General features: G+C 65.1%; 17 protein-coding genes and 2 tRNA genes. 7 read left to right on the top strand and 12 right to left on the bottom strand.

Annotation, left to right across the window (positions count from 1 at the left end; all coding sequences use genetic code 11):
- Positions 1-7 precede the first annotated feature (7 nt).
- Positions 8-400: a holo-ACP synthase AcpS gene (gene acpS / locus CRM90_RS19860; protein ID WP_102808656.1), complete on the top strand. Its 393-nt coding sequence runs from the start codon at positions 8-10 to the stop codon at positions 398-400.
- Positions 401-403: 3 nt separating this feature from the next.
- Here acpS and CRM90_RS19855 read toward each other — a convergent pair whose 3' ends face one another.
- Both CRM90_RS19855 and CRM90_RS19850 read right to left on the bottom strand, forming a co-directional pair.
- Entirely contained in the window at positions 404-793 is a 390-nt protein-coding gene (locus CRM90_RS19855) for a VOC family protein (RefSeq protein ID WP_102808655.1), read from the bottom strand.
- Positions 778-1,107, bottom strand: a complete 330-nt coding sequence (locus tag CRM90_RS19850; protein ID WP_199189965.1) for an ArsR/SmtB family transcription factor — start codon at positions 1,105-1,107, stop codon at positions 778-780. The genes CRM90_RS19855 and CRM90_RS19850 overlap by 16 nt, the downstream gene beginning before the upstream one ends.
- 38 nt (positions 1,108-1,145) lie before the next feature.
- Here CRM90_RS19850 and CRM90_RS19845 point away from each other — a divergent pair, with 38 nt between their 5' ends.
- Entirely contained in the window at positions 1,146-2,477 is a 1,332-nt protein-coding gene (locus CRM90_RS19845; RefSeq protein WP_102808653.1) for a dipeptidase, read from the top strand.
- Positions 2,478-2,792: 315 nt separating this feature from the next.
- A complete protein-coding gene (locus tag CRM90_RS19840) occupies positions 2,793-3,941 on the top strand; it encodes a hypothetical protein (protein WP_102808652.1) in 1,149 nt (382 codons plus the stop codon).
- A gap of 28 nt (positions 3,942-3,969) precedes the next feature.
- Here the strand turns inward: CRM90_RS19840 and bcp are convergent, their stop codons facing one another.
- Positions 3,970-4,443, bottom strand: coding sequence for a thioredoxin-dependent thiol peroxidase (gene bcp / locus CRM90_RS19835; protein ID WP_102808651.1), 474 nt, complete (start codon positions 4,441-4,443; stop codon positions 3,970-3,972).
- Between the two features lie 87 nt (positions 4,444-4,530).
- Between bcp and CRM90_RS19830 the strand changes: the two genes are divergently transcribed.
- Positions 4,531-4,758 carry a DUF3618 domain-containing protein gene (locus tag CRM90_RS19830; protein WP_102808650.1) on the top strand — a complete coding sequence of 76 codons (228 nt, stop codon included), beginning with the start codon at positions 4,531-4,533 and terminating at the stop codon, positions 4,756-4,758.
- 156 nt (positions 4,759-4,914) lie between these two features.
- On the opposite strand, the gene CRM90_RS19825 is transcribed toward CRM90_RS19830, so the two are convergent.
- On the bottom strand, positions 4,915-6,006 hold the full coding sequence (locus CRM90_RS19825) for a M42 family metallopeptidase (protein ID WP_102808649.1): 1,092 nt from the start codon (positions 6,004-6,006) through the stop codon (positions 4,915-4,917).
- A gap of 136 nt (positions 6,007-6,142) precedes the next feature.
- Here CRM90_RS19825 and CRM90_RS19820 point away from each other — a divergent pair, with 136 nt between their 5' ends.
- Positions 6,143-7,870 carry an MFS transporter gene (locus CRM90_RS19820; protein ID WP_233209415.1) on the top strand — a complete coding sequence of 576 codons (1,728 nt, stop codon included), beginning with the start codon at positions 6,143-6,145 and terminating at the stop codon, positions 7,868-7,870.
- A 428-nt stretch (positions 7,871-8,298) separates the two neighbouring features.
- Here CRM90_RS19820 and CRM90_RS19815 read toward each other — a convergent pair whose 3' ends face one another.
- The 3 genes from CRM90_RS19815 to CRM90_RS19805 form a co-directional block, all read right to left on the bottom strand.
- On the bottom strand, positions 8,299-9,498 hold the full coding sequence (locus CRM90_RS19815) for a cytochrome P450 (protein ID WP_102808711.1): 1,200 nt from the start codon (positions 9,496-9,498) through the stop codon (positions 8,299-8,301).
- Positions 9,499-9,587: 89 nt separating this feature from the next.
- Positions 9,588-10,973 carry an FAD-binding oxidoreductase gene (locus CRM90_RS19810; RefSeq protein WP_102808648.1) on the bottom strand — a complete coding sequence of 462 codons (1,386 nt, stop codon included), beginning with the start codon at positions 10,971-10,973 and terminating at the stop codon, positions 9,588-9,590.
- Positions 10,974-11,093: 120 nt separating this feature from the next.
- A tRNA-Lys gene (locus CRM90_RS19805) sits at positions 11,094-11,169 on the bottom strand.
- A 165-nt stretch (positions 11,170-11,334) separates the two neighbouring features.
- Between CRM90_RS19805 and CRM90_RS19800 the strand changes: the two genes are divergently transcribed.
- On the top strand, positions 11,335-12,555 hold the full coding sequence (locus CRM90_RS19800) for a L,D-transpeptidase (protein WP_102808647.1): 1,221 nt from the start codon (positions 11,335-11,337) through the stop codon (positions 12,553-12,555).
- Here CRM90_RS19800 and CRM90_RS19795 read toward each other — a convergent pair.
- The 5 genes from CRM90_RS19795 to orn all read right to left on the bottom strand — a co-directional run bounded on the left by CRM90_RS19795 (position 12,552) and on the right by orn (position 16,152).
- Positions 12,552-13,838 carry a hypothetical protein gene (locus tag CRM90_RS19795; protein ID WP_102808646.1) on the bottom strand — a complete coding sequence of 429 codons (1,287 nt, stop codon included), beginning with the start codon at positions 13,836-13,838 and terminating at the stop codon, positions 12,552-12,554. The genes CRM90_RS19800 and CRM90_RS19795 overlap by 4 nt on opposite strands.
- Before the next feature lie 221 nt (positions 13,839-14,059).
- Positions 14,060-14,518, bottom strand: coding sequence for a hypothetical protein (locus CRM90_RS19790; RefSeq protein WP_102808645.1), 459 nt, complete (start codon positions 14,516-14,518; stop codon positions 14,060-14,062).
- Positions 14,519-14,809: 291 nt separating this feature from the next.
- On the bottom strand, positions 14,810-15,145 hold the full coding sequence (locus tag CRM90_RS31025) for a hypothetical protein (protein WP_233209414.1): 336 nt from the start codon (positions 15,143-15,145) through the stop codon (positions 14,810-14,812).
- Positions 15,146-15,400: 255 nt separating this feature from the next.
- Positions 15,401-15,473: transfer RNA gene (locus CRM90_RS19780), tRNA-His, on the bottom strand.
- Between the two features lie 43 nt (positions 15,474-15,516).
- Positions 15,517-16,152, bottom strand: coding sequence for an oligoribonuclease (orn, locus tag CRM90_RS19775; protein WP_199189964.1), 636 nt, complete (start codon positions 16,150-16,152; stop codon positions 15,517-15,519).
- A gap of 74 nt (positions 16,153-16,226) precedes the next feature.
- Between orn and CRM90_RS19770 the strand changes: the two genes are divergently transcribed.
- A complete protein-coding gene (locus tag CRM90_RS19770; RefSeq protein ID WP_102808644.1) occupies positions 16,227-17,798 on the top strand; it encodes a helicase HerA-like domain-containing protein in 1,572 nt (523 codons plus the stop codon).
- Positions 17,799-17,809: the final 11 nt, after the last annotated feature.

Raw genomic sequence — 17,809 nt, 5'->3', positions numbered from 1 at the left:
TCGCGCCGTGGCAATAGTCGGAGTGGGGATTGACGTGGTCTCCATCCCCGATTTCGCCGAGCAGGTCGACCAGCCGGGAACGGTGTTCGCCGAGACGTTCACGCCAGGTGAGCGCCGCGACGCCGCCGACAAGAGTTCGGTGGCGGCGCGGCACCTGGCGGCTCGGTGGGCCGCCAAGGAAGCCGTCATCAAGGCGTGGTCCGGCTCGCGGTTCGCGCAGCGTCCGGTGCTGCCGGAAGGCATCCACCGCGACATCGAGGTGATCACCGACATGTGGGGCCGGCCTAAGGTCCGCCTCACCGGTGACATCGCCAAGCATCTGGCCGAGGTGACCATTCACGTGTCACTGACGCATGAGGGCGACACCGCGGCGGCGGTGGCCATCCTGGAGACCGGCTAAGGCTCAGCCGGTCTGGTGGGCGATCTGAATCAGGTTGCCGCAGGTGTCGTCCAGAACGGCAACCGTCACCGGACCCATGTCGGTGGGCTCCATGGTGAAACGCACCCCGAGCGCACTCAGCCGCTCGAACTCTGCGTGGACGTCGCCGACAGCGAACGATGTGAACGGGATGCCGTCATCGGTCAGTGCCTGCTTGAACGGTTTGGCAGCGGGATGGCCGTCCGGTTCCAGGACGAGTTCGGTGCCGGCCGGCTCCTCCGGGGAGACGACGGTGATCCAGCGGTGCTCGCCCATCGGGATGTCGTACTTGGTCGTGAACCCGAGCACCTCGGTATAGAACTTCAGCGCCTTGTCCTGGTCGTCGACGAGCACGCTGGTCATGGTGATTCGCACGGTGATTCCTTTGTGTTCTGCAGCCACCGCTCGACGATCGGTGCCAGCGGCGCGGTGTTGATGTAGTGGAACTTGTAGCGACCCGAGCGCTTCGTCTCCACCAGACCTGCGGCCACGAGAAGGTCGAGGTGTTGCGAAATCGCTTGTCGTGACGAACCGAGACCGTGTTTGGTCGCCAGGCGGGCGCAGATCTCGAACAGCGTCTGCCCGTTGCGCTCGGTCAGCTCGTCGAGGATCGTCCGGCGTGTGGGATCCGCCAACGCCTTGAAGACATCACCCACAACTGGGCACAATAGGCAAGCATTTCCTTGCATGTCAATGCCTGCCGCCTGCGCCCGCTAACGTCGTCGGTATGAGTGATCTCGTCGAACGCGTGCAGGCGGTGTTGCCCTCGGTGCGGGCTGACCTGGAGGACCTGGTCCGCATCCAATCGGTGTGGGCCGACCCGGCCCGGCGCGATGAGGTGCATCGCAGTGCGCGGGCTGTGGCTGACCTGTTGAGCAATGCGGGCTTCGCCCAGGTCGAGATCGTCGCCGAGGGCGGTGCTCCCGCGGTGATCGCGCACCATCCCGCGCCGCCCGGCGCGCCGACCGTGCTGCTGTATGCCCATCACGATGTTCAGCCCGAAGGCGAAGCATCGCAATGGAATTCGGATCCCTTCGAGCCGACCGAACGGGATGGGCGGCTCTACGGCCGCGGTACCGCCGACGACAAGGCCGGCATCGCAACCCACCTGGCGGCGTTCCGTGCGCACGACGGCAGGCCACCGGTCGGCGTCACGGTGTTCGTCGAGGGGGAGGAGGAGTCCGGCTCGCCGTCGCTGGGCGCGCTGTTGGCAGCCCATAAGGACAAGCTGGCCGCCGACGTCATCGTGATCGCCGACTCGGACAACTGGACCTCCGAAATCCCGGCGCTGACAGTGTCATTGCGGGGACTGGCCGACTGCGTGGTCGAGGTCGCCACCCTGGACCACGGACTGCACTCGGGGCTGTGGGGCGGGGTGGTGCCCGACGCGCTCAGTGTCCTGGTCCGCCTGCTGGCCAGCCTGCACGACGACGACGGCAACGTCGCCGTGCAGGGCCTGTACGAGACGAGCGCTGCGGACGTCGACCGCGGCCCGCAGTGGGTGCGGGCCGAGTCCGGTCTGCTCGACGGGGTGCAAGAGATCGGCTCGGGCAGTGTGGCTCAACGGATGTGGGCCAAGCCCGCGATCACCGTCATCGGCATCGACACCACACCGATCGGCAAGGCGTCGAACACCCTGACGCCGCGGGCCCGCGCCAAGGTCAGCATGCGGGTCGCTCCCGGCGGGGATGCGGCTGCCCATCTGCATGCGCTGCGTCGCCACCTCGAGCAGCACGCCCCCTGGGGCGCGCACGTCAAAGTCATTCCGGGCGATATCGGCCAGCCGTATGCGATCGATGCCAGCGGCCCGGTGTACGACGCGGCGCGGGCCGCCTTCCGGGAGGCCTGGGGCGCCGACGTCGTCGACATGGGGATGGGCGGCTCGATCCCGTTCATCGCCGAGTTCGCCACCGCCTTCCCGGACGCCACGATCCTGGTGACCGGTGTGGAGGACCCGGGCACGCAGGCGCACAGCATCAACGAGAGCCTGCACCTGGGGGTGCTGGAGCGGGCCGCCACCACCGAGGCGCTGCTGCTGGGGAAGCTGGGGCAGCGCTGACAGCTGCTCGCGCGTAGCCCACTACCTGTGTTTGTCCGTCGATGGGGTAAACGCCGTTCAGGGATGGTCACGACTGGTATCTGTCACTAGCCTGTGAACGACACCTGTCGGTGCTCGAGTCACTAGCGTCGCTGTGCGGGGTTGGCAAAAGATCAAGCGATGGAGACTCATTAGATGCGTGCGCACCGAGACTCGGGCCGTATTTCGGTGTCTGGCAATCGGAACGAGTCGGCGCGCCATCGAGCGAGGGGACTGCTGACTGAGCCTCGCACGTGGCTGGGAGCCGGTGCCATCACGCTCGGTGTGGTTGGGGCGATGGCGGGCGGTGCCGGTTTCGCCAACGCCGATCCCGGTACCGAGAGCGGATCGTCGGCGGGTTCCTCGCGAAGTGCGACAAAGGACCATGCGCCGAGCAGTGGGCGGTCGGAGCGGGGGAAGAGCTCGGTCGGGGTCAAGCGCACGCGCACGCCAGAGCTGAGTCGCGTCAAGAGCGATGATGTGGCGGGCAGCAGCCCCACGACGACTGCGTTTTCCGCGCGTCGCATCAATGCGGGGGCCGTCAGCCATGTCGCTCCGGCTGCCACCGCGACGATCAGACCCGCCGCCAGTGCACAGGCTGTCGACACGTTGACGGCAGCCACATTGCTCGACGGGATTCCGGAGACTCCTGACACAATCAAGATCGATCTACTTGAATATCCACACGCAATTCCGCGTGTGGTCGTGTACATGTCCGGAATATCAGGGGACGGACCGCTGACGCAGTCGTCATTGAATGCGATAGTGGCAAATATCAGCGGCACGCAGTATTCGCAGGTTGGACAGTACATAGACAAATTCATCGAGGACCGGAACCTCGGTGGCGACGCCGTGATCATGTTGGTGGGTCTGAGCAACGGCGGACAGCAAATGCAGTTTTATGCAACCGGCGGAAAGTACAGGTCGCAAGTCACCACTGTCGTCACTTTCGCTTCTCCGCTGGTGAAAAAGGTTGGCGAGTATCCGGAGCAGGTCACGCCGTGGGTGGACAGTTCGTGGAGCGGCATTCCATACGTGATCAACATTCAGGCCAAGAATGACCCGGTGCCGTCGGCGGGCAACAAGCCGGGCACCGTTCCCTCGTATCAGGATGGGAATAGGACCGCTATTGACCTCGCCCGGGCGCGAGTCGCTGTGGCGAATTTCAGCATTTTCGGCTGGCGTCCTTTCGGTGGCTTCTTGGCACAAGCCAAGGCCGACCTCGCACGCGCTGAGAAAAAGGCTGCGGACAACCGCGCGACGAAGATTCTGTACATCGTGCCCGGAGACGGAACGCTGAGCGGCCTGGCCGCGCACGGCAAGGATGTTTACCTGCCGTACGCAGCGGCATTCGATGCGTCTGCGCTTGGCCAACAGTCCAGTGCGGCAATCAAACAGTACAAGGGCAGCCCGACGGAGTCAGTGACCTACACGCTGGTCCACTGAGCGCGCAGCTCCGCGCGACGGGCGAGCCCTAGACCGAGATGTCGCGGCGCAGTTTGGCGACGTGCCCGGTGGCCTTGACGTTGTACTGTGCCACCTCGATCTTGCCCTTCTCGTCGACCACGAACGTCGACCGGATGACGCCCTGCACGGTCTTGCCGTACATCTTCTTCTCGCCGTAGGCGCCCCACGCGGTGAGGACCTTCTTGTCGGGATCTGAGAGCAGGGGGAACGTCAGCTCGTCGCGCTCGGTGAACTTGGCCAGCTTCTCCGGCTTGTCGGGGGAGATGCCGACCACGTCGATGCCCGCGCCGTTGAGTTCGGCCAGGCTGTCCCGGAAGTCGCACGCCTGTTTGGTGCAGCCGGGCGTCATCGCGGCCGGATAGAAGTACACGATCACCTTGCGGCCTTTGAAGTCGGACAGCTTGACGATCTTGCCGCTGGCGTCAGGCAGGCTGAACGCCGGCGCCGTGTCGCCGACTTCGAGGCGTGCTGTGTCGGTCACCTAGTAGTCCCTTCCTCCACCGGTGCATCGGGGTTAGCCCGGGTTGATCTAGGGTAGTTCGGCAGAGCGGCGATTTGGAGGACGGAAGTGGCTGACCGGGACCCCGAGGTCATCAAGGCCGAGATCGACCAGGCGCGTGACCGGCTGGCGGTCACGGTGGACTCGCTGGCCGAGCGTGCCAACCCACAGCGCATCGCCGACGATGTCAAGGCCGCCGTGCTGCGCTTCGTCACGAAGCCGCCGGTGGCCGCGGCGCTGGCCGGTGTCAGCGTGGTGACCGTCGTCCTGGTGGTGCGCCGCATCCGTAACGGCTAACCGCGACCGCCGAACGCCGCTGCGTGGCGGTCGGCAGCGGTGCTGCTCGCATAGCACTTGAACCCATTGTGCCGCAGTCCCTTTCGCATGACCCCGGCAGCCGGTACGCTTCGGTCTTCGGTGGAGTCGACCGGCTCGTACCCGGGCGGAACTGCGTTACGCAGTTGGGGCGAGCACGAACTCGACGAGGACGTCTGTCATCCCCGGAATCGCGTCTGCCGGGATGACCTCGTAACCGTGTGTGCTCAGCGTGGGCAGACACAGCAATCCCGACCGGGCGGTCTGCCCTACTGCGACGGAGTGCGACGCGTCGGATTCGAATGCCCCGAGAACAGCCGCTTGCGGGGATAAGTCGAGCTTGGTGGCGATGTCCATCAGCCGATCGGCGATGTTCTTGTCGTAGATGGACTTCTCGTCGCTGTAGGCAACGATGGGCCCGCCCCCGACGGTGGTGGAGTACTCCGCTTCGGTCGGCCCGACCTCGAGGGCCAGGGTCATGTCGCCCGGCAGCGCGTGGCTGGCGTAGGTGCCGCCGATGCCGCCGATCTCCTCGCTGACGGTGAAGACGAAATAGACGTCCGCCGGTGCGCGGCGGCCATCCGCGTGCAGGCGCCGAGCCGTTTCCAGCAGGGCCGTCACCGAAGCCCTGTCGTCCATGAAGTAGCAGCCGAGATATCCGCCCACCTCCACGAGACGGCGCTTGCTGCGGTCGATGCAGACCCGGGTGCCGGGCCGGACGCCCGCGGCGGCGAGTTCCTCGGTGGTGCGGCCGGTGAATACGTAGACGTGGTGCCAGTCCAGTGACTTGTCACCGCGGTCCGGCTTCGTCTGCCAGATCCGCCAGCTCTCCGTAGTGGTGTGCTCCGAGCCCAGGGTCAGCACCGCGGGCACAATGCCGTGGTTTCCCAGCACCGCCACCGGACCCAACCCGAAGTTGCCCGGATACATGGTTCCCAGGGGCGTCAGGTGCAGTGTTCCGTCCGGATTGATGCGTTTGACGAGCATCGAGAGTTCGTCCATGTGTGCCATCACCCGAATCGGAGAGTGGCTCTCGTCACCGGACCCGCGGAGCAGCCCCACCAGGTTGCCGGCCTCGTCCACCCAAACCTCGTCGACCAGCGGCGTGAGTTCGCGACGGCAGATGTCGCGGACGGCATCCTCCTGACCGACCGGCCCGTAGGCGGCCAGCAGCTCCTGCAACAACGGACGATTCAGGTCCCGGACTGAGTGGTGTGGATCGTGGGTCATCGAAAGTGAGTAACCGGTTATCGGTCCGATAATCGCGGTGGCGGAACACACAGGAAGTCATTTACATAGTTAATGAATGTTTTGGTTATCCCTGGACTGGAGCGAAGGGAAGCCGACAGTGACGACTACAGACCCGATGACCGACGCGCCGGTGGTCGATACCGAACTCGACGCAGTTGCCGAGACCACAAGCCGGCGGCAGCGGATGGACCGGGAGCATCCCCGCTACAAGTGGGTGGCGTTGTCGAACACCACGCTGGGTGCACTGCTGGCCTCGATCAACTCCTCGATCGTGCTGATCTCGCTGCCGGCGATTTTTCGCGGCATCGGGCTCAACCCGTTGGCGCCCGGAAACGTGGGCTACCTGCTGTGGATGCTGATGGGATATCTCGTCGCCACCGCCGTGCTGGTGGTGCCGCTGGGCCGGCTGGGCGACATCTTCGGCCGGGTCCGCATCTACACCCTGGGCTTCGTGGTGTTCACGATCGCGGCGATCGCCCTGTCCTTCGACCCCTTTCATCTGGCGAGTGGCGCGGTGTGGCTGATCGGCTGGCGGGTGGTCCAAGGCGTCGGCGGCGCCATGCTGATGGCGTGTTCGGCGGCGATCCTCACCGATGCCTTTCCCAGTCGCCAGCGGGGGATGGCCTTGGGCGTCAATCAAGTGGCCGCGATAGCCGGCCAGTTTCTCGGGTTGCTGATCGGCGGTCTGCTGTCGCAATGGGATTGGCGGGCGGTGTTCTGGGTCGGCGTGCCGCTCGGGCTGGCCGGAACCATCTGGAGTTTCCGGTCTCTGGTGGAGGTCGGTGTCCGTACCCCGGCCAAGCTGGACTGGTCGGGTACCGCGCTGTTCGCTGTCGGATTCACTGTGCTGCTGGCCGGCATCACCTACGGCATTCAGCCCTACGGGGGGCACCCGACCGGCTGGACCAATCCGTGGGTGCTGGGCGCCATCGGGTCGGGCGTGGTGCTGCTGGCGGTGCTGTGCATCGTCGAGCTCCGGGTTCGCGCTCCGATGCTCGACGTCCGCCTGTTCACGTCCAAACCGTTTGCCCTGGGCAACCTCGCGGGTTTGATGGCGGCGGTCGGGCGCGGGGGACTGCAGTTCATGCTCATCATCTGGCTGCAAGGGATCTGGTTGCCATTGCACGGCTACAGCTTCGAATCGACTCCGTTGTGGTCGGGCATCTATCTGCTGCCGATGACTCTCGGCTTCCTGGTGGCCGGCCCGCTGTCGGGCACGCTATCCGACAAGTTCGGCTCGCGTCCCTTCGCCATCGGCGGCATGTTGTTGATGGCCGCGACTTTCCTTGCGCTGATGGTCATTCCGGTGAACTTCAGCTTCTGGGTGTTCGGGGCGTTGATCTTCCTCAATGGTGTGGGAGGCGGCGTCTTCACCTCGCCGAACACGGCAGCGATCATGTCCAGCGTGCCGGCGTCCGAGCGCGGTGCCGCCTCGGGCATTCGGGCCACGTTCACCAACGCCGGCATGTCGCTGTCGATCGGCATCTTCTTTTCGCTGATGATCGCCGGCCTGGCCAAGTCGTTGCCGGGCACGCTGAGCGCCGGGCTCCAGCAGCAGGGCGTCTCGCTGGCCGACGCACACCGCATAGCGGAGCTGCCGCCGGTGGGCAGCTTGTTCGCGGCGTTCCTGGGCTACAACCCGATCGGCGAGCTCATGGGTGACACGCTGCAGCAGCCGGGCGTGAATGCCTCGGTGCTGACGGGCAAGGAGTTCTTTCCGAACCTGATTTCGGGGCCGTTCCACGCCGGACTGACGGTGGTGTTCATCGCGGCGGCGGTGATGATGGTGATCGGGGCGGCCGCGTCGTGGGTCAACCCGGGGCGCGTCGCCGAGAGTGACTAGCGGCGGCGAAGCCAGTCCCCGAACGAGCGGCGGAAGCCCGGGGGATTGGCCGTCAGACCCAGCCGGCCGCAGCTGTGCACGTGCAGTGGCGTCACTGGTGCGGGTGCCTGCGGAGCTACCTCGCCCTGAGGGTGGGAAACGAGGTTTTCCGGCTTCATGCGGCTAAGTCCTCACTACGTCACTGGACACGCGGTCCGGGGGCGGCTGTTGGTCAGTACAGCTAACGCCGACTATAACACCGCATCTTGCATAAGTGCAGCACAAAGCACTACTTCAGATCGCGGATAACCCTTCCGGTTATCTTCATGTCGACATTTTTGCTGGTCAGTAGACTGTCCCGGCGTTTTGCCCAGCAGATTCACAGCGATGCATCTCGCAGGCGTCGCCGACTGGTACACCCGCAACCTCGGGCAACGTCGAAGTCGTGATCAGGGCAGGACGATCGGCAGCCGTTCCCAGCCCCGCACGGTCGAGGTCGGTGCCAGTTTGGCGTTCGCGTAGTCGATGTCCCACTCGGGGAAGCGGTTGAGCAGCTCGTCGAGCGCAACCCGCCCCTCGAGGCGGGCCAGGTTGGCGCCGAGGCAGTAGTGAACACCCTTGCCGAAGGTCAGATGGCTGATGGTGTCGCGGTGGATGTTGAAGCTGTCGGGGTCGTCGTAGCGGCGCGGATCGCGGTTGGCGGCGCCGAACAGCAGCAGCATCGCGCTGCCGGCGGGCACCGTTGTGCCGTAGCACTCGAAGTCTTTGAGCACATAGCGCCCGACGTGCGGGCCGGTGGGTTCGAAGCGCAGTGTCTCGTCGATCGCCCGGTTCAGCAGCGAGCGGTCGGCGCGGACGTCGCGGCGCTGATCGGGGTGCTCGGCCAGGACCTTGGCCAGCCAGCCGATCAGCCGCCCGGTGGTCTCGTTGCCTGCGCCGGCTACCACCTGGGTGTAGTGCAGCACCTCTGTCCGGGTGAGTTTGCGGCTGACCCCGTCGGAATCGACGAACTCGACGTTGAGCAGTGCCGTCATCAGATCGTCGGAGGGGTTGTTCGCCCGCCATTCGACGTAGTCGGCGTAGATCCGGCCGTCGGCGATGCGGTCGGGGTCGGCGACCTTCATCGGCGTTCCGGGTTTGGTGCGCAAGTTGGCGTCATTGGCGTCGCGTACCGAAACCTGTTCTGATTCCGGGATTCCCAGCAGCATGCCGATGACGCGCATCGGCATCATCGAGGCCAGTTCGGCGATGATGTCGAACCCGCCGGAGCCGACCAGCGGATCGAGGCAGCCGATGCAGTACCGGCGGATCTGGTCTTCGATCTCAGCCATCCGCCGCGGTGTGAACACCCGCGACATCAGCCCGCGCAGCTGGGTGTGAGCGGGCGGATCCTGGAACATCATCACGCCGCCGGGCATGTCGAAGTCGGACTTGATCAGCTCCAGGATGTCGCTGCGACTGTTGGAGAACGTTTCCCAGTCCGACAGCGCGGCGTCGACGTCGGCGTGCCGCGACAAGGCCCAGAAGTCGTAGCGCTCGTTGTGGTAGATCGGCGCCTCGTCGCGCAGGCGGGCATACACCGGATACGGGTCGGTGACGATGTCGACGTCATACGGGTCGTAATAGACGGTGTCGTTCGCAATCGCCATATCCATCCCCGGTCCTGGCCCCGTTGCGTGCTGAGCGATCGCTCAAACTCTCGGGTGGTGCCATGTTTAGCAGCCCCGGTGAGTACCGGTCAAGGACGTTGCTGGACGAAAACGACGCCAGGGTTGAGGATTCCGGCCGGGTCGAAACTGTGCTTGATCCGCTGCATCAAGGCCAGTTTGGCGGGATCCTCGAGCTCGCAGAAATAGTCGGCCTTGGCCCGCCCGACGCCGTGTTCGCCGGAGATCGCCCCACCCAGCGACATGCCAAGAGCGAAGATCTCGGTGAGCAGCTTCTTGCGGGTTCTCGGGTCTTTGCAGAACAGCACGCCGTGCACGTTGCCGTCGCCGGCATGCCCGCACCCGCTCATGCCGACACCTTCGGCCATCGCGATGTCGCGGGCCTTGCGCAGGAACTCCGGCATCGACGCCCGGGGCACGACGACGTCGATGATGTCGTCCGCGCCGATCGCCTTCGCGGTCCAGAACACGTTCTCCCGTGCCACGATCAACCGGCGCGCTGAATTGCCTTGCAGTACATAGGCATCCAAGGCGCCCCAGTCGGTGAGCAGCGCGCCCAGCGCGGTGGCGTCCTCGTCGAGGCGGTCGGTGTGGTTGTTCTCCAGGGCGACGACGAGGTAGGCCGCGCAGGTCTCGCGGATCTCCTCGGGGATGCCCAGCTCCAGCTTCTCGGCGTTGACGATCGCGGCCATCACGACGTTGTCGATGTACTCGACGATCGTGGGGTTCAGCCCGCTCGAGATCAGCTTCGGCACGGCGGCCATGACCTGGTCGAAGTCGTCGAACGGCGCCAGCACGGTGACACTGTGCGCCAAGCGGGGCACCAGCTTGACGGTGACCTCCGTCGCCAGCGCCAAGGTGCCCTCGGAGCCGATGATCAGCTGCGTGAGGTCGTACCCGGTGGAGATCTTCGACATCTTGCCGCCGGTACGGATGATCTCGCCGGTGGGCAGGACGGCCTGCAGGCCGAGCACGTTGTGGCGGGTCACCCCGTACTTCACCGCCCGCATACCGCCGGCATTGGTCCCGACGTTGCCGCCGACGCTCGACGACAGCTCGCCCGGGTACACCGTGTAACTCAGCCCGACGCGGGCGGTCTCGGCATCGAGCTCGGTCAGGGTGACACCGGGCTGCACCACGGCGACGTGATTGTCGGTGTCGATCTCGACGATGGCGTTCATCCGCTCGAATGAGATCAACAGCCCGTCGGCGACCGGCTGGGCGGCACCGGACAGCCCGCAACCCGACCCTCGGGCGGTCACCGAAACATGGTGTTCGCTGGCGGTTTTCAGCAGCGCGGCGACCTCTTCGGCGGTGGCTGGCTTGGCGAGGTAGGCGGGACGTTGCGGCGGGATGGTCAGCGCTTCGTCGTGGCCGTAGTCGTCGGAGATGGCGTCGCCGGTCAGCAGGTGGGTGCGCCCGACGATGTCGGAGAAGAGTGCCGCCAGATCGGCCATTGGCCAAACCCTAGTCAGCAGGGCTCAGGATCGACAGGTCTGCGGCTCTGGGGAGCGAGGGAATTCGGTGGCGTCGCTACACATGACAAGAGCCCCGCCCGAGGGGCGGGGCTCTTGCTGTGGTGCGCCGTCAGGGTTTCGAACCCCGGACCCGCTGATTAAGAGTCAGCTGCTCTACCAACTGAGCTAACGGCGCGTAACCGCGTCGCCGACTTTAACAAACACCACTGCCGAACATGAAATCCCGTTGGTGGACTCGGCCGGGCCGCTGATCTGCATGGTCGCCACCAGTCTGGAAGTTCCCTTAGACTATTGCCAAACATTCCCAGCGTTCGCACAGCTAGCAGGATTTGAGGGCGGTATGTGGCAGGTCGGCTCGCTGTACCGGCCGGGGCGTCGAACCCGGCTGGCGGCCCTCGCGATCATCCCCGCCCTGCTCATCGGGCTCAGCGGGTGCAGCAGCGGTGAGTCGGCGCCCCCGCCGGTCAAGGTCATTGCGGACAAGGGCACACCCTACGGCGACCTGCTCGTGCCGCAGCTGACGGCGTCGGTCAAGGACGGAGCGGTCGACGTGCCGCTCGACCGCCCGGTGACGGTGCGCGCCACCGGCGGGGTCCTGGGGTCGGTGATGATGGTCAACGAGTCCGGCAAGCAGGTGGCCGGCACGCTCAGTCCGGACGGCGTGACGTGGTCGACCAGTGAGCCGCTGGGCTACAACAAGAGCTACACGCTGAGCGCGCAGTCGATGGGTCTCGGCGGCGTGACGACCGAGAAGCTGACCTTCGAAACGCAGTCGCCGGAAAACCTGACAATGCCCTACCTGTTGCCCGGTGACGGCGAGGTCGTCGGCGTCGGACAGCCGATCGCGGTGCGCTTCGACGAGAACATCCCGAATCGCCTGGCGGCCGAGCGGGCGATCAAGGTGACCACCAACCCGCCCGTCGAGGGCGCGTTCTACTGGCTGAACAACCGTGAGGTGCGCTGGCGCCCAGAGAACTTCTGGAAGCCGGGCACCACGGTCGACGTCCAAGCCAACACCTATGGGGTCGATCTCGGTGATGGGTTGTTCGGCCAGCAGAACTTGTCGTCGCGCTTCACCATCGGGGACGAGGTGATCGCGACCGCCGACGACAACACCAAGCAGCTGACCGTCCGGCGCAACGGCGAGGTCATCAAGACCATCCCGATCTCGATGGGCAAGAACAGCACCCCGACCAACAACGGTGTCTACATCGTCGGCGACCGGTTGTCGCACATGATCATGGATTCGTCGACGTACGGCGTTCCGTCCAACTCGCCCAACGGCTATCGCACCGAAGTGGATTGGGCCACCCAGATGTCCTACAGCGGCATCTACGTCCACTCGGCGCCGTGGTCAGTGGGCGCGCAGGGATACTCCAACACCAGCCACGGCTGCCTGAACGCCAGTCCGAGCAATGCGCGGTGGTTCTATGACAACACCAAGCGCGGCGACATCGTCGAAGTCCGCAACACCGTCGGCTCGACGTTGCCGGGCACCGAGGGGCTCGGTGACTGGAACATTCCGTGGCAGCAGTGGAAAGCGGGCAACGCCAACGCTTAGTTGCGGTCGTCGAAATTGCGGACGAACGACAGCACGCGGGGCGACAAGTGCGGGGGAGTCCACGGTTCGTGGGTTGATCCAGGCGCCGACTTCACAGCGTGCAAACCCTTCTCGCCGCCGAATCGGCCGATCAGCTCTCTGACGGCGGCGACGTCCTCAGCGACAGTCGGATACAGGATGTTGTCGATCTGCTCCTGCAAGGCCGTCAGTTTCGGCTGAATCCCCTTGACCATGTCCAGCACGCTGGGATCGCGGCTCAGCGTGGCGAGGTCGCCGGGCGCCAGCCACCGTTTGCCCGGCTGATTCGCGCGTGCTGCCATGCGCTCCCGGTCCAGGTGAACGTCCACATACGGCTCGCCATGTCGGCGCGCGGTGAACTGGTACCGAAGCGCGCTGCTTTCGTCGTGCTGCAACCACTCATTCAGCTCGCTCAGCCATCGGTAGTCGAACGACGATTCCGTGAGGTCGTCGAACAACGCATCAACCGCCCGGGCCTGAGGGCTGTTGTGGCCGAACACTTTCGACGCGGTAGCGACCGACCGTTGTCGATGGCTCTGTACGGCGGCGGTGACGGCGACCAGAGCCGACCCGATCTTGCGTCGACGTCCGTCGTTGATGCGCTCGTCGAAGGTGGAACCGTGGGTCGTCTGCAGGTCGAGAACGATGCCGGTCACGACGTCAGATAACGTGTCGCTCTCAATTATTATGTGCTGCAACCACTCTCGGTTCACCATTGCTCGAAGCCGGCCGTAGGCCTCGCGATAGCGCTTGTTCTCGGAATCCGTGAGCGCGCACACCTTGTCGAACGTGATCCCGGTGTCCACCGTCGGCCCGGCGCCCGATGCCTGCAGGCTGGTCACCAGCGCGACGGCGCGGGCGTTGATCTCGTCAACCGGCGGACCGCCCTGGTGCCGCCAGCGGTCGCACTCGCGCCGCAGTGTGCCCAGGCAGCGCGTTATCGAGGTGTGCATCGCTGATGCGGTCATCCGGTCGCGAACGTCGGCGGTGCGGTAGTAATCAAGGGTCGCCGAGGTCATTGCATGTGCCAGGGCTTGGAGGGTTCCGAGAACCACCAGGATGGCCGGGTCGTCGTGCGGCGGGGGATCCGCGGCTGCGGCACCCTGCCATATCTCCCAGGCGTCGGCGCAATAGTCGAATGGGTCGTCAGCGTCGATGGCGTCTAGGGCTGCGCGGAAGGCGTCGAGGCGATCGGTCCAGACACCGAGAGGGCCGGTGTCCCCGGCGAACCCGCTCGATTCAGTGGTTATGTCGTGGCCTTGCATGCTGCAACCTCCCCCAGCTAAGCGCTGCAGTTATTACCAGACGGTAGCTCATGCTCGGATGTTTATGTCAGTTAACTGCGACGAGCGGACGGAATCTTTACCATTTCGGTGTCCTGGGCGACCGGATCAGCCCTCGTGAGCCGCGCAAAGGCGGTATTTGAACCGGTAGCCTCAGATGGACACCTGTCCGGTTCGCCGGGCCGGGGAACAAATCGTTGGTGCTACGCGGAGAGTTGGTTGCCAAACTTGGTGGCAACCTCTAATCCGGCCATCGCGGCCGTACTGCGGGACGTGACCGTGGCGGGCCCTGGCAAACCTTCGTGCTGCCACCGCTGGCATTGGAGACGTACTGCGTTCAGCTCATCGATCAGTGAGGCGTGGATGGCGGAGAGCGTCAGCGGATGCGCGCCTCTCGCTGTGCTGTGGTGATCGCGAGCAGTCGACGTGATCGCCGCCGCCAACACCTCAATCACGCCCAGAACTAGAAGCATTGCCGGATCGGTGGCCGAGGGGGGATCGGAGATGGCTGCGCTTTCCCAGATGTCCCACGCGTCCTCGCAGAACGTGTAAGGGTCGTCGGCATCGATTGAGTCGAGCGCGGTGACGAACGCCGCCAGGCGGTCCTGCCAGGCGGCCAATTGCTGGGAACCGTCGATTTCAGCGAATTCGTTAGTGGTCATTACTTGGGTCCCTTCGCGATATGCGTCCCCCCGGACGCGAAGCCGTTGTGTTGCTCTTTACCCCGTTGTGAAGATTTTGAATCATCAATCTTTGCCAGGGGCCACCTGGACGCAGTGAGTCTGGCCACAGCGTGCAGCCGTCCGTCCGGGCAATAAGGGCTCGCGCCGGCCGCTCCGAAACCATGCTTCGTGATAAGTGAACTATTAGCTCGCTCGTAACCGGTCGGCCAACGCTCCCGTAACTAAGCGGCCGGGAGTGAATGTTCATGGCGCGGCCGAAACCTTGCGGCGTCAGGGCTGATAGCCGGGAACGAGCAGCTGCCCCGGGTAGTTGACGTACAGGGCCAGGCAGGCGAGGTTGTGCCTGCAGCCGATGATTGCCCCGGCGTCGGGTGCGGCGCCGACGACTTGGTTGCCCCGCGACGGCAGGTTGCAGTTCACGACGTAGGGGTTCAATGGGACGATCCCGTTGACACACGGTTGCGGGCCACTGGCAATCTGGCTGGCCGGTGGGTTGAACGAGCTGAACCCCAAGCCCAGCATGGCAGTGCCGATTCCGAGGACGGCCACCGCGAGCGCACGTCCAGATCTGCCGCAGTTGTTCTTCTTCACCTGGTTTGACTTCATCGTCACGACTCGCTCTCTACGGGGTGAGCACCTGATCACGCTGACCGGACGCTCAGTAGCTATTCGGAGCCGCATGACCGCCGGATTGGTCCGAGACGGATTGCGAAGCGAGCACTGCGCCACACGGCTTCGGCGGGCTGCCCGCAGTTCGGGGTCATGCGGAACGGCTGTAGGGCTACAGCAATGTTGCGATAAGAGCGCAAGCTCCTTGGGCGCAAAAAAGTCAGGCCCCGAAAATCGGGGCCTGACCTGCAGGGTGGCTGACGGGACTCGAACCCGCGACAGCCAGGATCACAACCTGGTGCTCTACCAACTGAACTACAGCCACCATCGCTGCGAACCGTCCGAAGGCGGCAGCAGCGTCGTCGATACTAGCTGTTATCAGCCCCTCCAGCCGAATCCGATTCGCCCGGGGCGTCGAGCTCAGCCGCGGCAGCGGCAATCTCGCTGGTAGACGGCCCTGGCTGGGGGACGAACGCGGTGCGTCGGTAGTACTTCAGCTCGCGGATCGACTCCTGGATGTCGGCCAGCGCGCGGTGGGCGAGCCCCTTTTCCGGCTGTCCGTAATAGATCCGCGGATACCAACGCCGGCACAGTTCCTTGATCGAGCTGACGTCGATCATCCGGTAGTGCAGGTAGTTGTCCAGCGTGGGCATGTCCCGCGCGATGAACCCGCGATCGGTGGCGATCGAATTGCCGGCCAGTGGCGCGGTCTTGGCCTGCTTCACGTGGGAGCGGATGTACTCCATCACGAGTTCCTCGGCGGCCGGCACGTCGATGACCGACGCGCGGACTTCCTCGGTGAGGCCGGACCGGCTGTGCATCTGGGTGACGACCTCGACCATTCCGTCCAATGACTCGTCGTCGGCATGGATGACGACGTCAATGCCCTCGCCGAGGACGTTGAGCTCGGCGTCGGTCACCAGGGCGGCGATCTCGATGAGCTTGTCGGTCCGCAGATCGAGGCCGGTCATCTCGCAGTCGATCCACACCAATTCTTCACGCACAGCGCTCAACCCTAAGCCCCCGCCGGCTTGTAGTGTCGTAGCGGCCATCACCCGAGCGACCACGGAGGCGGCCGATGAGCAGCGAATCGACGACGACCCCTGCCCAGCAGATCGCCGCGGGGTACGCGACAACAGGGGCAACACTCGATCTCGGCTCGGTGGTCATCGACGGCGCAGTCGATCCGGCGGCGCAGGTCCGCATCCCGCTTGCCATGATGAACCGCCACGGCCTGGTCGCCGGGGCCACCGGCACCGGTAAGACCAAGACGCTGCAGGTGATCGCCGAGCAGTTGTCGGCCGCCGGGGTACCGGTGATGATGGCCGACGTCAAAGGTGACCTGTCTGGTTTGTCGCGGCCGGGGGAGTCCAGTGACCGGACCCTGCAGCGCGCCAAGGACACTGGCGACGACGGCTGGGTGGGCGCGCCGTTCCCCGTCGAGTTCCTTTCACTGGGCACCGGCGGAATCGGCGTCCCGGTGCGCGCCACGATCTCGGCGTTCGGGCCTATCCTGCTGTCAAAAGTCTTGGGCCTCAACGCCACTCAGGAGTCCACGCTGGGGCTGATCTTCCACTGGGCCGACCAGCAAGGGCTGCCGCTGCTGGACCTGAAAGATCTGCGGTCGGTGATCACCTATCTGACCAGCGACCAGGGCAAGGAGACGCTGAAGACCATCGGCGGGGTGTCCGCCCAGACCGCGGGTGTCATTCTGCGCGCACTGGTCAACCTCGAGGCCGAGGGCGGCGACACCTTCTTCGGGGAGCCCGAGATCGACCCCGCCGATCTGCTGCGCGTCGACGCGCAGGGCCGCGGCGTCATCACCCTTCTTGAGCTCGGCGACCAGGCCGCGCGACCGGTGATGTTCTCCACGTTCCTGATGTGGGTGCTCGCCGACCTGTTCACCTACCTGCCTGAGGTCGGTGACGTCGACAAGCCCAAGTTGGTGTTCTTCTTCGACGAGGCGCATCTGTTGTTCACCGATGCGTCCAAAGCGTTCCTGCAACAGGTCGAGCAGACGGTCAAACTGATCCGCTCCAAAGGCGTCGGGGTGTTCTTCTGCACCCAGCTGCCCACCGACGTGCCCAACAACGTGCTGTCGCAACTGGGTGCCCGCATCCAGCACGCGCTGCGGGCGTTCACACCGGACGACCAGAAGGCACTGTCGAAGACGGTGCGTACCTATCCCAAGACCCAGTTCTACGATCTGGAAACGGATTTGACGTCATTGGGCATCGGCGAGGCCATCGTCACGGTGCTCTCCGAGCGCGGCGCTCCGACTCCGGTGGCGTGGACCCGGCTGCGCCCGCCGCAGTCGCTGATGGACACCATCGGCCCCGATGCGATCAAGGCCGCGGCGCAGTCGAGTTCGCTGTTCGCCAAGTACGGCCAGACCGTCGACCGCGAATCCGCCTACGAGATGTTGGCGACGAAACTCGCACCGCCTCCGGCCGAGCCCGTCGACCTGCCGCCGCTGCTGCCCACCGGAATCGACCTGCCGCCGATGCCCAAGCCGCAGAAGGCCGAGCCCGGCGTGCTCGATCAGGTGATGAACAGCCCGGCGTTCAAGAGCGCGATGCGCTCGGCGGGCACCGTGATCGGCCGCGAGATCACCCGCAGCATCTTCGGGACCGGCCGCCGGAGGCGCTAGGCGCCGAGATC

Source organism: Mycobacterium sp. ENV421 (assembly GCF_002887815.1).
GTDB lineage: Bacteria > Actinomycetota > Actinomycetes > Mycobacteriales > Mycobacteriaceae > Mycobacterium.
Note: the sequence above shows the minus strand (reverse complement) of the source record. Positions and strands in the feature narration are given on the sequence as shown.